At 46.4% G+C, this 16,328-nt stretch carries 14 protein-coding genes; 12 read left to right on the forward strand and 2 right to left on the reverse strand.

Translation table 11 applies throughout. From position 1 onward, the window contains the following. Positions 1 to 22 precede the first annotated feature (22 nt). Positions 23 to 337 carry a hypothetical protein gene (locus A6049_RS16235; protein WP_024631043.1) on the forward strand — a complete coding sequence of 105 codons (315 nt, stop codon included), beginning with the start codon at positions 23 to 25 and terminating at the stop codon, positions 335 to 337. 41 nt (positions 338 to 378) lie between these two features. Here A6049_RS16235 and A6049_RS16240 read toward each other — a convergent pair whose 3' ends face one another. Continuing rightward, positions 379 to 1,197 (reverse strand): AraC family transcriptional regulator, encoded by an 819-nt coding sequence (locus tag A6049_RS16240; RefSeq protein ID WP_063565659.1) that lies wholly within the window; start codon positions 1,195 to 1,197, stop codon positions 379 to 381. A 189-nt stretch (positions 1,198 to 1,386) separates the two neighbouring features. On the opposite strand from A6049_RS16240, the gene A6049_RS16245 reads away from it, so the two are divergent. The 8 genes from A6049_RS16245 (at position 1,387) to A6049_RS16280 (ending at position 8,697) form a co-directional block, all read left to right on the forward strand. Then, complete coding sequence (locus tag A6049_RS16245) at positions 1,387 to 2,499, forward strand: Gfo/Idh/MocA family protein (RefSeq protein WP_063565660.1); 1,113 nt, start codon at positions 1,387 to 1,389, stop codon at positions 2,497 to 2,499. Positions 2,500 to 2,526: 27 nt separating this feature from the next. Beyond that, on the forward strand, positions 2,527 to 3,291 hold the full coding sequence (locus A6049_RS16250; RefSeq protein WP_063565661.1) for a sugar phosphate isomerase/epimerase family protein: 765 nt from the start codon (positions 2,527 to 2,529) through the stop codon (positions 3,289 to 3,291). Continuing rightward, the gene (locus A6049_RS16255) at positions 3,284 to 4,366 is read left to right on the forward strand and encodes a Gfo/Idh/MocA family protein (protein ID WP_063565662.1); all 1,083 of its coding nucleotides are present in this window, start codon (positions 3,284 to 3,286) and stop codon (positions 4,364 to 4,366) included. Before A6049_RS16250 ends, A6049_RS16255 begins: the two co-directional genes overlap by 8 nt. Before the next feature lie 180 nt (positions 4,367 to 4,546). After that, positions 4,547 to 5,515 (forward strand): sugar phosphate isomerase/epimerase family protein, encoded by a 969-nt coding sequence (locus tag A6049_RS16260; RefSeq protein ID WP_024631039.1) that lies wholly within the window; start codon positions 4,547 to 4,549, stop codon positions 5,513 to 5,515. 24 nt (positions 5,516 to 5,539) lie between these two features. Then, positions 5,540 to 6,268, forward strand: a complete 729-nt coding sequence (locus A6049_RS16265; RefSeq protein WP_063565663.1) for a ThuA domain-containing protein — start codon at positions 5,540 to 5,542, stop codon at positions 6,266 to 6,268. Between the two features lie 322 nt (positions 6,269 to 6,590). Beyond that, complete coding sequence (locus A6049_RS16270; protein ID WP_148661829.1) at positions 6,591 to 6,887, forward strand: winged helix-turn-helix transcriptional regulator; 297 nt, start codon at positions 6,591 to 6,593, stop codon at positions 6,885 to 6,887. A 167-nt stretch (positions 6,888 to 7,054) separates the two neighbouring features. Further along, positions 7,055 to 7,786, forward strand: a complete 732-nt coding sequence (locus A6049_RS16275; RefSeq protein ID WP_063565664.1) for a hypothetical protein — start codon at positions 7,055 to 7,057, stop codon at positions 7,784 to 7,786. A gap of 197 nt (positions 7,787 to 7,983) precedes the next feature. Continuing rightward, entirely contained in the window at positions 7,984 to 8,697 is a 714-nt protein-coding gene (locus A6049_RS16280) for a hypothetical protein (protein ID WP_063565665.1), read from the forward strand. A gap of 82 nt (positions 8,698 to 8,779) precedes the next feature. On the opposite strand, the gene A6049_RS16285 is transcribed toward A6049_RS16280, so the two are convergent. Further along, positions 8,780 to 9,496 carry a Crp/Fnr family transcriptional regulator gene (locus A6049_RS16285; RefSeq protein WP_063565666.1) on the reverse strand — a complete coding sequence of 239 codons (717 nt, stop codon included), beginning with the start codon at positions 9,494 to 9,496 and terminating at the stop codon, positions 8,780 to 8,782. Between the two features lie 430 nt (positions 9,497 to 9,926). Here A6049_RS16285 and adhE point away from each other — a divergent pair, with 430 nt between their 5' ends. The 3 genes from adhE to pflA all read left to right on the forward strand — a co-directional run bounded on the left by adhE (position 9,927) and on the right by pflA (position 16,211). Further along, positions 9,927 to 12,539: a bifunctional acetaldehyde-CoA/alcohol dehydrogenase gene (gene adhE, locus A6049_RS16290; RefSeq protein WP_063565667.1), complete on the forward strand. Its 2,613-nt coding sequence runs from the start codon at positions 9,927 to 9,929 to the stop codon at positions 12,537 to 12,539. A 577-nt stretch (positions 12,540 to 13,116) separates the two neighbouring features. After that, positions 13,117 to 15,375, forward strand: coding sequence for a formate C-acetyltransferase (gene pflB, locus A6049_RS16295; protein WP_063565668.1), 2,259 nt, complete (start codon positions 13,117 to 13,119; stop codon positions 15,373 to 15,375). 83 nt (positions 15,376 to 15,458) lie between these two features. Beyond that, the gene (gene pflA, locus A6049_RS16300; RefSeq protein ID WP_063565669.1) at positions 15,459 to 16,211 is read left to right on the forward strand and encodes a pyruvate formate-lyase-activating protein; all 753 of its coding nucleotides are present in this window, start codon (positions 15,459 to 15,461) and stop codon (positions 16,209 to 16,211) included. Positions 16,212 to 16,328: the final 117 nt, after the last annotated feature.

Raw genomic sequence — 16,328 nt, forward strand, 5'->3', positions numbered from 1 at the left:
ATAATGGAGGAAGAATAACACCATGGATGAATATGAAAAAGAACGCAACAAACAGATTGAGGAAGCTGTAATTGAGACGTATAAACAGGAAGAGGAAATGATGATTCTTGTATTTGCCCAGTGGTGTGTCAATCAGGGACTGGATCCGGAAGAGATGTACCGGCAAGCCTACCCGGAACAACTGAGCAACGAGCGTTTGCAGCAGGTGCTGAAGCTAGTTGTATCCAAGGAGGAAGCCGGTGACATTCCGGACGACACCGTATTGGGCGTGCTATCCATGTTTGGCAATGAAGATCTGGCTATGGTTGTATCCGAGGCGATTGCCGCGCGCAAATAAGTTTCGGTTACGGATAATACGTATACGTATTAATGAAGCGATTACATCTGTTCCCGGTGAATGACGCGGAATTCTTTGGGCGACATGCCAAACCGGGAGCGGAATACCCGGTGGAAATACGTATAATTGTTAAAGCCGGAAGATTCGGCTACATGTTCGAGTGTCATTGGACTAAAAATGATCCGTTCCCTGGCCATGTTCAGTCGTACATCCAGTGTATATTGCATAATACTTTTACCAAACGCTTCTTTGAAGAGATGAACTCCCCTTGAAACACTGATTCCAATATGGGTAGCTATATCTTCAAGCTTGAATAGAGAAGAAGCGTTCTCCTCGATGTAACTTTTAATCTCATATGCCACATAGTTGGTGTTGGTAATCGTCGGATGCTCCGAGAGCATACGATCCACTTCAAGACAAAGAATTCGCATATAATAACTGGCGATTTCAGGGTACGGATTGGAAATACGGCGCTGCTCCAATACGAGCTGTCGAAACAGGGTAAGCAGGCTTTCGGTCAGCTGCACCTTGATCCGGTTCGGCCGCTTGTGATGTTTCCACCACTCATCCACCCAGTCCCCATTGAAGAAAATATGGTAATCACCACTCTCCACAAGTCGTTCACCCATCGGATTTTGTTCTTTGTCTATTCTCAGTTCATACGGCTCATCTGGACTAAACAGAAGCAGATCACCCGCATCAACAAGCGACATGGTGCCGTCTACACGTGCTCGGCAACGTCCGTCCGTCTGGAGTCTCAACAAGTAATTCTTTACTCCCTCAGGATGCAAGCCTATATAAGGTTTGCGATGAAACGAGAAGCCTGCTGTAAGAACCTGGCAGGAATAATCAGTCGGCATTGGCATACTCCTTGCAATTTGAAAATTATGACCAGATAGTTCATGTTTCGATCATATTATTCATTTTAATTGAAGCCGAAACGGAATACCATAGTATTAAATTCAAGTGCAACACTTAAGCGTAAAACCTTCAATTCCAAATATGCAAATTTACAGGTTCTCACCATTCATAAGGAGATGAACATCACTGTGGAGAAAATGAAAGCGGGTATTATTGGTTGCGGTAACATTAGCGCCATTTATCTTGAAAATTTTAAAGATAATCCTCTCATTGAAGTGGTGGCTGTTGCGGATTTGATCCGTGAACGGGCACAAGAACGAGCTGATGAATTCAATATCGCAAACGTTTACAATGTAGATGAGTTGCTGCAAGATAATGAAATTGAGCTTGTACTAAACCTCACGGTTCCTGGCAGTCATGCCATGACTGATCTGGCTGTGCTTGAAGCAGGCAAACATGTGTATGCCGAGAAACCACTGGCAATCTCTCTTGAGGATGGTCGCAAGGTAATCGAACTGGCTGAGGAAAAAGGATTGTATGTTGGTTCAGCACCGGATACGTTCCTTGGCTCAGGTATTCAGACTGCCCGCAAGGCTATTGAAGAAGGACTGATCGGTAAACCGATTGCGGCAACATCATTCTTCATGGGTGGAGGGCCGGAGGCTTGGCATCCGAATCCGGAGTTCTTTTATGTCGCTGGTGGCGGACCGATGTTCGATATGGGACCTTACTATTTGACCGCTCTGATTACTCTCCTTGGACCGATTCGCAGAATCAGTTCATCGGCAGGTGTACAGATCACGGACCGCGTTATTGGTTCCGGTCCGAAGGAAGGTACATCTCTTGAGGTACAGACGCCAACACACTTGGCAGGAACGATTGATTTTGAGGAAGGTGCCATTGCAACAATGATCACCAGCTTCGATATCCGGGGTGCTTCGGATTTGCCACGGATTGAAATCTACGGTACCGAAGGTACGATGAGCATACCGGATCCTAACTTTTTTAACGGGGAAGTGAAGCTCCGCAGATTCGGTCAGGACACATGGGAGACTGTGACGCCTGCTTTTGAGAGCAGACAGAACGAGCGTGGAATCGGCGTTACCGAAATGGTTGAATCCATTCGAGCCGGACGCGAACACAAGGCCAGTGGTAAGCTTGCCTATCATGTTCTTGAAGCTATGCATGCGTTCCAACGCTCCTCGTTTGAGGGCAAACACATCCAGCTGGAGAGCACTTATCAAGCAGGAGCAGAAAACAATACAGATGAAAATCAGTCAGAGGCTGTACAGTCACACTAATTGATCTCGGATGAGGTGAACCGGTAAATGTTGAAGGTTGGATTACAGCTATATACGGTACGGGATGAACTGGAGCAAGATTTCAAAGGTACACTCGCCAAGGTTGCAGAGCTTGGATATCAAGGCGTAGAGTTTCACAACTTTTACGGGCATAGCCCGGAAGAAGTAAAGGCCATTTTGGATGAATTCGGTCTGGAGATCGTGGGTACCCATGTTCAGTACAATAGTCTGATTGAGGATCTTGATGGCGTGATCGCTTATCACAAAGCCATCGGAAACAAAAACCTGATTGTCCCTTATCTGTCGGAAGAACAACGGCAATGGGATAACGTATTTGCTTCCCTGAATGAGATTGGTGAGAAATGTGCAGCGCAGGACATGGTGTTAATGTATCACAATCATGATTTTGAATTTACAGAGCAGGTTGAGGGTCAGCCGGCGTTATACGCGATGTATGATACCGTAACCGCTTCCCACCTGCAAGTGGAGCTGGATTCGTGTTGGGCTCACGCCGCAGGATACCCGCCAACGGAAGTCATCGCGAAGTATGCGGGACGTCTGCCACTTGTCCACTGGAAAGACATGCGCCGTTCAGAAGGCCAAGTCCTGACAGTGGAATTCGGCCAAGGTGAGGTAGATCTGGGAGCTGTAGCTACAGCGTCAGATCAGGCGGGAGCCGAGTGGCTTGTTGTGGAACAGGATGTATGTCAGAATCCTCCACTGCAAAGCATCGAGAGCAGTATGAACTGGATTAGAAAATATGCCGCTAATGGAGGACTTGTTCATGTCTAAAGTACTTAATATCGCCATCGTAGGTTGTGGCGGAATCGCCAAAGGTAAACATATGCCCAGCCTGTCCAAACAATCTCAGGGCCGTATGGTCGCTTTCTGTGACATTGTGAAAGAACGTGCGGAGGAGGCAGCAGCCGAATTCGGTGCTGAGGGAGCTAAAGTATATACGGATTATCACGAGATGCTGAAGGATGAGAGTATTGATGTGGTACATGTGTGTACACCAAACGACTCCCACTCCGTTATCACGGTCGCTTCCCTTGAGGCGGGCAAACATGTAATGTGTGAAAAGCCAATGGCGAAAACGTCTGCACAAGCGCAGGCTATGCTGGAAGCCGCACAACGTACAGGCAAAAAGTTGTCCATTGCGTATCAGAACCGATTCCGCAATGACAGCCAATATCTGAAACAAATGTGTGAAGAAGGCGAGCTGGGCGATATTTATTTCGGTAAGGCGATTGCACTTCGCCGCCGTGCTGTACCTACCTGGGGTGTGTTCCTTGATGAGGAAAAGCAGGGTGGAGGACCGCTAATTGATATCGGTACGCATGCATTGGACCTGACTCTTTGGCTGATGGATAATTACAAGCCGAAGAGTGTTATGGGCTCAACTTTCCACAAGCTGGGTCAACGTGAGAATGCGGCCAATGCTTTTGGTCCGTGGGACCCGGAACAATTTAAGGTAGAGGATTCTGCATTCGGCTTTGTGACGATGGAGAATGGGGCTACAATTATCGTCGAGTCCAGCTGGGCGCTGAACGTAGCTGAGTTCGGCGAAGCGAAATCACTGCTTTGCGGAACAGAAGGTGGCGCGGATATGAAAGATGGTCTGCGTATCAATGGCGAGAAACGCAGCCGTCTGTTTGAAACTAAGGTAGATCTGGATGCAGGCGGGGTTGCTTTTTATTCCGGTAGTGCAGAAAATGAAGCGGATCGTGAAGCTAGAATGTGGCTTGAAGCGATCATAGAAGACAAAGATCCAGTTGTAAAACCTGAACAAGCCATCGTGGTTACTCAGATTCTTGAAGCGATCTACGAGTCTGCTCAGACAGGCAGAGCGGTTTATTTCGACTAAACCGACCGGATGTCATTTCCAATGAAATAACCAGTATTCTTACGTTTATTTTCAGGATAGAAAAGCTCTTGATTTTCCACAATAACGATACAATCATGTGATCTGAACGGTATATTTATGCAGTTCATGGTTCATAAAACCAGCAATTAATATGATATTTAATCTAGGGAGGAATCGCACTTGAAACTCGGCGTATTTTTGGTACTATTCGGAGGACGTAAATTGGAGGATGCACTTGACTATGTTGCATCCAAAGGCTTGAAAGCAGTAGAAATCGGAACTGGTGGACATCCAGGGAATGCTCATTGTAAACCGGATGAGCTTCTGAGCAACCCGACAGCATTGAAAAACTTCAAAAATGCAGTAGAATCTCGCGGTCTGACCATCAGCGCACTGAGCTGTCACGGTAACCCACTTCATCCACAAAAGGATATTGCGAAAGGATTCCACGATGATTTCGTTAAGACGGTAGAACTGGCTGAGAAACTGGAAGTGCCTGTTGTAAACACATTCTCCGGTTGTCCGGGAGACCATGAGGATGCCAAATATCCGAACTGGCCTGTTGCACCATGGCCGAATGACTTCCAGGAAGTTCTTAAATGGCAATGGGACAACAAAGTTATCCCTTACTGGACAGAGTGGGGCAAATTCGCTGCAGATCACAATGTGAAAGTGGGACTGGAACTGCACGGTGGATTCTCTGTGCATACACCAGCTACCTTGCTGAGATTGCGTGAAGCAGCAGGCGAAGTGATTGGCGCTAACTTGGACCCGAGCCACATGTGGTGGCAAGGTATTGATCCGGTGCAAGCGATCCACATTCTGGGACGTGAAGGCGCGATTCATCACTTCCATGCGAAAGATACAACTATTGATCCAATTAACGTGAACAAATATGGTGTAACGGATATGCAGGATTATACAAACATGCTTGATCGTGCTTGGCAATTCCGCTCGGTCGGTTATGGTCACGATAACAAGACTTGGGCTGATATTATTAGTGCTCTGCGTCTGGTTGGATATGATTATGTCGTAAGTATTGAACACGAAGATGGTCTGATGTCGGTAGAAGAAGGATTCTCTAAAGCTGTGCAAAATCTCCAACAAGTATTGATTGAAGAGCCGCTGGGAGATATGTGGTGGGTTTAGAGTTACACTAGGGGGAAATTGAATATGATTAACGTCACCATTTGGAATGAATTTGTCCATGAGAAAATTCATGATGAAGTAAAAGAAGTCTACCCTGACGGTTTGCACATGGCGTTGGCAAACGGGCTGGGAGGCGAAGGCTTTGCCATTCGCACTGCAACACTGGATCAGCCTGAGCATGGATTAAGTGATGAGGTGCTGAATTCGACAGATGTGCTTATATGGTGGGGACATATGGCGCATGAGCGTGTGAGCGACGAGATTACACAGAAGGTTGCACAGCGAGTCCTGGATGGTATGGGGTTGATTGTGCTGCACTCTGGTCACTTCTCCAAGCCATTCAAAGCGCTGATGGGCACAAGTTGTGATCTGAAATGGCGTGAAGCTAATGAGCAGGAGATTATCTGGTGTGTGAATCCGTCCCATCCGATTGCCGAGGGAATCAATAGCAAGATCATTCTGGAAAAAGAAGAAATGTACGGAGAATTCTTCGATATTCCAGTACCGGATGAACTGGTGTTTGTAAGTAATTTCCAAGGCGGAGAGGTATTCCGAAGCGGATGCACGTTCCTCCGTGGTTCAGGAAAAATCTTCTATTTCCGTCCAGGTCATGAAACATACCCGACCTTCTACAATCCGGAAATTTTAAAAGTGATCAGCAATGGAGTGAAGTGGGCATATCCTACGCGCAACGTTAAGCCGGAATTTGGCTTCAGCGAGCCTGTAAGATCACTTGGTAACGTGCTGGTTTAAGCTGCAAATTGGCTGTATGAACGGATAAAATAAACGATATACCAAAGAACCCTTCTCCAAGTCAAGTATGACTGTGGCAGCTGGGTTCTTTTTGGGTAAGATAGCTACATGGGAGTTAGACGATATTTTCCCATGGTTCCGTTGTCCCATGTGATGTATACTGAGTTGTATCATCGAAGTTGAGTTATGCCCCTAAAATTTTAACTTTTTAGCGGCAGACGTTTTCTTTGAGACTTAAATATGTTATTATGAAATATACTAACTAAACGTAAGTTGAGTGATCTCTAAAGAGGTGATTAATGTGGAAGGCCAAGATCTGCGGATGTGTCCGCGCTTTGAGACGGCGTTTTCTTTCTTGGGTAAGCGCTGGAACGGTTTGATTATTCAAACGTTGATGAGTGGTTCGAAGCGGTTCAAGGATATCTCCAACCTGATTCCATCGATGAGTGATAAGATGTTGTCAGAACGGATGAAAGATCTGGAAAGCGAAGGAATTCTGATCCGTCATGTCTATCCGGAGACGCCAGTTCGTATTGAATATGAACTGACAGAGAAAGGCAAGGCGCTACAGCCCGTTATGAATCAAATTCAAGACTGGGCAGAGCAGTGGGTTGAGTAGTAACAGCTTCCCCGGCTCAAACTAAGTGAACTGATGGGATAAAGGCTCTTGATTTCCAGTGGAAATCAGGAGTTTTTGTCTTAAGGGTCCTGCACATGTTGTCGCGAGTTGTAGTATAATTGTAAATAAAATGGCCGCAGGCGGCCGGAGCGAGGAGGCCACTTGTCATGAGAGAAGAAAGCTTATCCCGTGAAGTACGCTACGGCAAGCAAGATATTGCAGAACTTGAGAGCGCATCCATCCAGGTACATTTAATCTACAAAAAAGCTGCGGAGCTATTTAAACGAACCTCATATTCCCCGTCGGTTAAGGATGATGTTGCAGGAGAGAAGACTCATTCCACGAATAGCAATGGTCAGGTAATGGCTCCGGCGGTACTGCAAAAATGGATTCAGACAGCAAGAGGCTGGAAATGTATTGGATGTGAACTGAGACAACCCGATTCCATCGGGGTTCAGGCCGAAGCCAACGTTCATGAAGAACGTGTGTATCTGGATGTGGGCGAAGGGCGTTTTGTTAAAGCGGAGATGCTGATTCAGGCGATTGTATGGTCACAATATGAGAAGATCCGCATGCTTGCGCCTTGGCTGGGTGATGACACCTTCTACACTGTACAAGAGCTGGATGTGATTGCCCGTTATATTGTACCTACCTATTTCTCTGAACGGCCGCTGCACGAGCAAGGCAAGGTATCCAAGGTACACCAATCATCGGGTCAGATTCCGCTCTACCAGGAATATGTGGATGCACCTTCGTTCTGTGTACAGGTGGATGGTGGATTACTTGAAGGGCGTTTGCTGACAGGCGTCTATGTGTCGGAGGAACAGTTCTTTGGGCTCAACCCGTATCTGAAGGATGGAGACGGAGGCCGTACCTACATGCAGGCTTGTGTTCAGTAAACATGCTACTTAATAGACCTTAATAATAATTAGGAGCCAAAGGGCCTGCTTGCAGGCTCTTTGTGTTGTACAAACCAGTTATGGACGCTGCTGGATGAAAAGTAACGGCATTGACACTTTTTTTGCATGAATTTTGTGCCATAATAGAGGTTATGGACAACAGGGTGAATGATTTTACGCAGGGTGGTGTTACCTACATGAAGAAGAGAATCCCCGGTTACATAGGTATATGTCTGCTTATTCTGGTTATATTAGCCGGGTGTAGCGAGACACAGCCTTCCGAACAGCCAATCGTCAAAGAGACCGAATCGCAGAATACTATTACTGTGGCAGTGGATGGCAGTACTTTTTTGCCTGACGCAACGAAGTCCATTAAGAGAGATTTTAGTGAAGGTCTGACGCTCAAGAAAGCACTATTGAACAGTGGACTTGTCGATTTTACAGCAGATGGCAAGCGGATCCAATCCGTGGGGGAAGTTTCTCTGGACTCCTCACTTAGCTGGGCGGTCAAACTGAATGGCAAGGATATTGACCCGGAAAATTGGGACATGGAGCTTCATGTCAAAGATGAAGTGATCATATATGTAAAAGCCGCTGACAGTGGGGGAGACGATGTTGTTTACCAAACAACATTACTCAAGGTGAGCGGTGGAAATATTATGCCAAATCTCAATCGTCAATATGCCGGGGTGTATGTTCAGGAATGTACTGTGCGTGATGTATTGAAGTCCAGTGGGATTGTAAGAATGTCGGAGAACAACAAATTCGTTGTTTCCGTTGAAAATGTAATTCCCCGGATGAACCAACGCTGGATGATCATGGTGAATGATAAGGAACTGATGGAAAACGGTTTGGACATGAAATTGAATCCACGTGATGCAGTAAAGCTCGAGTTGACTACTGTATCTTAAGCATAACAAAAGCCCAATCTTCGTTATAGAAGATGGGCTTTTTTCATTTGCGTATCAAAAGTTTTACAAGATGGGAAAAGCGTCAGATTCGGCAAATCTCGTTAGGACATAATTCACAGTGACAGATGCCCTGGAGCATGTGCAGATCCTTGATGACAATCATGCCGTTATCGTATTCAATGGCGTCTTTTTTACGCAAATCGCTTAACATGCGGTTGACACTTTCACGGGTCGCTCCAATCATATTGGACAGATCCGTGTGTGTTATTTTTTTATGAATCATGACATGCTCTCCATGGGGCTCGCCGTAGGAATTGGACAATCGAATCAGCGTGGAGCAGAGTGCGCCCGGTTTGCCATATAACATCAGATCACGGAATTTGGTTTGGGTTAACCGGTGATGGATACCCATCCATTTCATAAAGTCGATCGCAAAGTCACAGTGTTGGCAGATCAGCATTTCCAGGTCTTTATGCTCCAGTACGCCGATCTCACTATCCTCCAGCACTTCCGCCGAAAAGCTGTGTTTCGATCCGAAGAACGGATCAGCCTGCCCAATCATATCACCGGCTTGATACATGTACATAATCAATTCCTTGCCTTCATCCGTGGATTTGGTGATCTGAGCACGGCCTCGTTTCATATAATAAAGTTTGTCAGAGACATCCCCCTCCCAATACAGATGGGTTCCTTCCGGATAGGTTCTGTCCTTCATCGTTACGAGCAGATGGTTGAAATTCGCTTCCGAGAAACAGTTGGTATTTCCTCGTTTTTCCAGTACACTCAGTTGTTCTCTCATAAGTCTATCTCCCCTTTGTGTCCATCGGACGGCCTTCTGCAGCTTGGACTGGCCCCCGTGGTTCGCCGCAAACCGTTGCCGTCCTGATCAGGGTCATCTCTCGGCCGGGAAGGACGGTACAAATTGCGGTGGTTCAATTTTTAAGTTCAGTATATACCTTATCTTGCCGTTTGAGGGGCGTGGAAAGGGGGCAAAAATGGCGAAATTTCAAACATTGTGATTAAATTCACTTTCGAAAGGAGAGGATGAATCTGACAGCCCTATAGTTTAAATAGGAAGTGTAAATGGCTAAGTGAGAGACACTAAAAAACTTAAATTAAATTTGTTATACTTTGTGAAAAAAATCACATAATTAACTCTTTCCCCATGGTACGATGTGAATGTAAAGAAGAGAGACAAACCAATACGAACCTTTAGGAGGATGAGGGAGATGGCTGTAAAGAACGAAGTCGCCCCAGTAAAAGAACCGACAGCAGGTCAGTATATTCAAACGTTAATTGACAAAGCGAATAAAGCACATGCAGCATTCATGTCCATGGATCAGAAACAGATTGACCGAATCGTGCAAGCGATGGCGCTGGCAGGTCTGGACAAACATATGATGCTCGCCAAAATGGCCGTGGAAGAAACAGGCCGGGGTGTGTATGAGGATAAAATCACCAAAAATATATTTGCAACAGAATATGTGTATCATAGCATAAAATATGACAAAACAGTAGGGGTTATCGAAGATAACGAGTACGAAAGCTTCCAGAAAATTGCGGAGCCTGTCGGCATCATCATGGGGATTACCCCGGTAACGAATCCGACATCCACCACGATGTTCAAAGCACTGATTTCCATCAAAACGCGTAACCCAATCATCTTCGGTTTCCACCCATCTGCACAGAACTGTAGCCGGGAAGCAGCCAAAATCCTGCTTGATGCTGCAGTGAAGCATGGTGCTCCAGCGGATTGTATCCAGTGGATTGATGATCCTTCCATGGATCGCACAAACGCACTGATGAATCATAATGATGTGGCGCTCATTCTGGCAACAGGCGGATCAGGTATGGTACGGGCGGCATACAGCTGTGGTAAACCAGCACTGGGCGTAGGGCCAGGGAACGTACCTTGCTTCATTGAGAAAAGCGCAGATATCAATCAAGCAGTAACGGATCTGATTTTGTCCAAATCGTTCGATAACGGCATGATTTGTGCTTCCGAGCAAGCAGTCATCATCGAAGAACCGATCTTCGATCAGGTGAAAAAGAAAATGATCGCGAACGGCTGTTACTTCGTCAACAAGGATGAGGCAGCGAAACTGACCGCAGGTGCGATTAATGCTGAGAAATGTGCGGTGAACCCGGCGATTGTTGGTCAATCTGCAGTGAGCATTGCGCAAATGTGCGGCATCGAGGTCCCTGCTAACACCAAAATTCTTGTAGCCGAGATTGAAGGCGTAGGTACAAAATTCCCGTTGTCGGCTGAAAAACTAAGCCCGGTACTGGCTTGTTACAAAGTGAAAACGGCAGCTGAAGGGATTGAGCGTGCAGCAGAAGTGGTTGCTTTTGGCGGCATGGGTCACTCCTCTGTTATTCATTCGACGAACGAAGAAGTCATTAGCAAATTCGCAGATCGCCTGCAAACCGGACGGATTATCGTGAATTCGCCATCCACACACGGCGCCATCGGTGACATCTATAACACCAACATGCCGTCACTGACATTGGGCTGCGGATCGTATGGACGTAACTCGACTTCTTCCAACGTAACCGCTGTAAACTTAATCAACGTGAAAAGGGTGGCTCGCCGTACCGTGAATATGCAGTGGTTCAAAGTGCCGAATAAAGTCTACTTCGAAAAAGGTGCAACACAGTATCTTGCCAAAATGCCGGACATCACACGCGTAGCCATTATTACGGATGCCATGATGGTCAAACTCGGTTATGTGGAAAAAGTAGAGCACTATCTGCGTCAGCGTCAAATGCCAGTAGCCATTGAAGTGTTCTCTGATGTCGAACCCGATCCATCCACAACAACGGTAGACCGCGGTACGGAAATGATGCGCCGCTTCCAGCCAGACTGCATTATCGCTCTCGGCGGGGGATCACCGATGGATGCTGCCAAAGCGATGTGGCTGTTCTATGAATATCCTGACACGGATTTCAATGATTTGAAGCAAAAATTCATGGATATCCGCAAACGGATCTACAAATATCCACGTCTTGGCGTGAAAGCGAAATTCGTAGCGATCCCGACAACTTCGGGCACAGGTTCGGAAGTAACATCGTTCGCAGTTATTACAGATAAAAATCAAGGCAATACGAAATATCCACTGGCAGACTACGAGTTAACACCAGACGTAGCCATTGTAGACCCGGAATTCGTATACTCTCTGCCTAAAACCGCTGTTGCGGATACAGGTATGGACGTATTGACTCACGCCATTGAAGCATATGTATCCGTCATGGCGAATGATTACACGGATGGACTCGCGATCAAAGCGATTCAACTGGTATTCCAATACCTCGAGCAATCAGCGCTGCAAGGTGACAAATTGGCTCGTGAGAAAATGCATAACGCTTCAACGATTGCCGGTATGGCTTTTGCCAACGCGTTCCTGGGCATTAACCACAGCTTGGCACACAAATGGGGCGGTCAGTACCACACCGCACATGGACGTACCAATGCGATCCTGATGCCACACGTCATTCGTTACAATGCGAAAAAACCGACGAAGTTTGCATCGTTCCCGAAATATTCGCACTTTGTTGCAGATGAGCGTTATGCGGAAATTGCCCGCATTCTGGGATTGCCTGCACGTACGACAGAAGAAGGGGTTACCAGCCTCATTAATGCCATTCGCAAACTGAACAAAACATTGGGTATTGAAGAGTCGTTCCAGGAAATCGGATTCGATGCCAAAGACTTTGAGGCACATGTCGATTATCTGGCAGACCGCGCATTCGAGGACCAATGTACAACAGCCAATCCAAAACTGCCGCTAGTGACTGAACTGGCAGATGTGTATCGCAACGCATTCTATGGCAAGTTTGAATAACAACTAAAGCACAACAGCAGGATTAAGGCAGATAGTCAGGGTTCCCCGAAAGGGGAGCCCCGATTGCCGTCTTTCCAGTAAAAAAAGGTAAAACGTAATCTTTGCAGTTGTCTTTTTTAAAAGAGGTTACACGGAATCCGTGATGTTACTTTTTGAACCAGGTATTCATACCATAACGGAGAGGGCAGAAAAAACTGAAGAAGCGAAGCGTTCGCCTCTATCCCCGTATTTTACCCTTTGAAAAATAAAATCAAAAAAATCCGGGGATAACAGCGATCGGAAGTTGTTCTGTCCGCGCAGTGGCTAAGTGTGAATTTGCAGGGTTCACCATGACACAGCACAGGTGGAGTGAGGATGGTCACAAACTTTGTGATAAAAATCACAGATGATGAAAGAACGAAGACGTATACTGAAAATGTAAGAAAAACATTCATCCGCGGTTCCGGTTCCCAAGTAGAGAGAACATGTTCCGGCTCACATGTGAAATTTATCACATTAATCGCGGCTCTGGGCACAGATGAGACGAGTGAAGCATCCTGTCATGTGTCCGGAAATCCAAATTTGTGGAGGGATTACTATGTCGGTGATCGAAAAAGATGTCAAACAACAAACAGGCTGGAGAAACTTTACCAAAGGAACATGGACGAAATCCGTAGATGTGAATGATTTTCTGGCACGCAACTTATCACCTTACTATGGCGACGAAGCATTTCTTGCAGGTGCAACTCAGAATACGAAAGAGTTATGGGATATCGTATCCGATTTGACCAAAAAAGAGCGCGATAACGGCGGGGTACTTGATGTTGACGTAAACACGCCAGCAACGATTGTTTCTCACCAACCAGGTTATCTGGATAAATCCAAAGAACAGATTGTTGGTGTTCAAACAGATGCTCCATTCAAACGTTCCATTCAGCCATTCGGTGGAATTCGCATGATGATTGATGCTTGTGAAGCTTATGGTTTTGAAATGCCTCAAGGCGTCATTGATATATTTACGAACATCCGTAAAACACATAACCAGGGCGTATTTGATGCTTATACATCTGAAATGCGTGCAGCACGTAAAGCAGGGATTATTACCGGTCTGCCTGATGCTTACGGCCGTGGCCGGATCATCGGTGACTATCGCCGGGTAGCTCTGTACGGCGTGGACTTCCTGATTCGAGGTAAAAAAGGTGAGCTGAATGCACTTGAAGTCGATGTGATTGATGAAGATGTCATTCGCCTCCGCGAAGAACTGTCCGAACAGATTCGTGCATTGCAAGAGTTGAAACAACTGGGTGAAATGCATGGTTTCGATATTTCTTTGCCAGCCACAACCGCAAAAGAAGCGTTCCAATGGCTCTACTTCGGTTACCTGGCTGCGATTAAAGAGCAAAATGGTGCGGCGATGTCGCTCGGACGTGTTTCTTCGTTCCTTGATATTTACATTGAACGTGACTTGCAAGAAGGCTTGCTAACTGAAGAACAGGCTCAAGAACTGGTTGACCATTTTGTTATGAAACTGCGGATCGTCAAATTCCTGCGTACGCCGGATTATAATGAATTGTTCAGTGGAGACCCAACATGGGTAACTGAATCCATCGGTGGCATGTCCGTAAATGGAGAAACCCGTGTTACGAAAAGCAGCTTCCGTTTCCTGCACACTTTGAACAACCTTGGTCCTGCACCTGAGCCGAATCTTACTGTACTTTGGTCCACCAAGCTTCCGGAAGCGTTCAAACAATACTGTACGAAAGTATCCATCGAAACGAGCTCCATCCAGTATGAAAATGATGATCTGATGCGTCCGATCTATGGAGAAGATTATGGTATTGCTTGCTGTGTATCTGCGATGAAGATCGGGAAACAAATGCAGTTCTTCGGTGCTCGTGCGAACCTGGCAAAAGCATTGCTGTATGCAATCAACGGCGGTCGTGATGAGAAATCGGGAGCACAAGTTGGACCTGAATATCCGGCGATCACAAGCGAAGTGCTGGAGTACAATGAAGTTATGAAACGTTTCAAACCGATGATGGAATGGCTCGCCAAACTGTATATGAACTCACTCAACGTCATTCACTACATGCATGACAAATACAGCTATGAGCGTATTGAAATGGCCCTGCATGACCGCGACATCGTACGTACGATGGCTTGTGGTATTGCTGGCCTCTCGGTTGCAGCAGACTCTCTGAGTGCCATCAAGTATGCGAAAGTCAAACCGATCCGCAACGAACAAGGCATAGCAATTGATTTTGAAATTGAAGGCGACTTCCCTTGTTACGGTAACAATGAAGACAGTGTCGATAGTATCGCAGTTGAACTGGTGGAAAGCTTCATGGGCATGATTCGTAAACACAAAGCGTATCGTAATGCGATCCCAACACAGTCTGTACTGACGATCACATCGAACGTAGTGTACGGCAAGAAAACAGGTACAACACCGGATGGCCGTAAAGCAGGCGAACCGTTTGCACCAGGAGCGAATCCAATGCATGGTCGGGACAAAAAAGGTGCACTGGCATCCCTTGGCTCAGTAGCCAAATTGCCGTACGAACACAGCCTTGACGGGATCTCTAACACATTCTCCATCGTGCCTAAAGCACTCGGAAAAGAGTCAGACACACGTAAATCCAATCTGGTTGCCATGATGGACGGTTATTTTGGTCAAGGGGCACACCATCTGAACGTGAACGTATTTGATCGCCAGCAGTTGATTGACGCGATGGATCACCCGGAAAACTACCCGCAGCTGACAGTACGGGTATCCGGTTACGCGGTTAACTTCATCAAACTGACACGTGAGCAACAACTCGATGTCATTAACCGGACCTTCCACGGTTCGATGTAACTTGGGCTTAACTCAACGGTTCAAAGGAATAGAACCTCTATATTAAACGCACAGCGGATGCGATAAAGAAAGGAAGAGGCAGCATGGTTAATGGACATATTCATTCACTCGAAACTTTCGGGACGGTTGACGGCCCAGGCATCCGCTTCGTGCTTTTTATGCAGGGATGTCTGCTCAAATGCCAGTATTGTCACAATCCGGATACATGGGCACTGGATGGTGGCAGGGAAATGAGCGTGGAGGAGGTATTGGCTGAAATCGAGCCATACCTGTCCTACTATCGCAGTTCCGGCGGAGGACTTACGGTATCCGGCGGGGAGCCAACATTACAGGCTCATTTTGTAGCCGAAGTTTTCAAAGAGGCGAAACGCCGCTGGGGATTGCATACTACGCTGGACAGCAACGGTTTCAATGAACCGGATCGGATTCATGAATTGTTAGATAACACGGACCTGGTTTTGTTGGATCTGAAGCACATCAATGATGAGAAACATATCAAGCTGACAGGCAAATCCAACGAGAGAACATTGCGCACCGCACAATGGTTATCGGACAATGGACGAAAAATGTGGATTCGCCACGTGTATGTGCCAGGGATTCACAATGAGGAAGAGGACTTGCTCAATCTGGGGCGGTTTATTGGAACGCTAAATGGAGTCGAGAAGTTCGAAATTCTGCCTTATCATCAGATGGGTATTTACAAATGGCAGGCGCTGGGGAAAGCCTATCCGCTCGATGGAGTTCCTTCTCCAAGTGATGAGGAAGTAGAGCGTGCGTATCGCCTGATTGAACAAGGTCGTACGGAAACAGCGGGCATGACTTGCTCCAATAAGTAAACATTTATATACAGATCTTCCAACCAAGCAGTCTTTGCGAACATGTTTCGCAGGGGCTGTTTTTTTGCTGTTATCAATTGTAAATGCAAGATTATTTGTCCAGTGAAGGATTTTATC

It is taken from the genome of Paenibacillus sp. O199 (genome assembly GCF_001636635.1).
Lineage (GTDB): Bacteria > Bacillota > Bacilli > Paenibacillales > Paenibacillaceae > Paenibacillus > Paenibacillus marchantiae.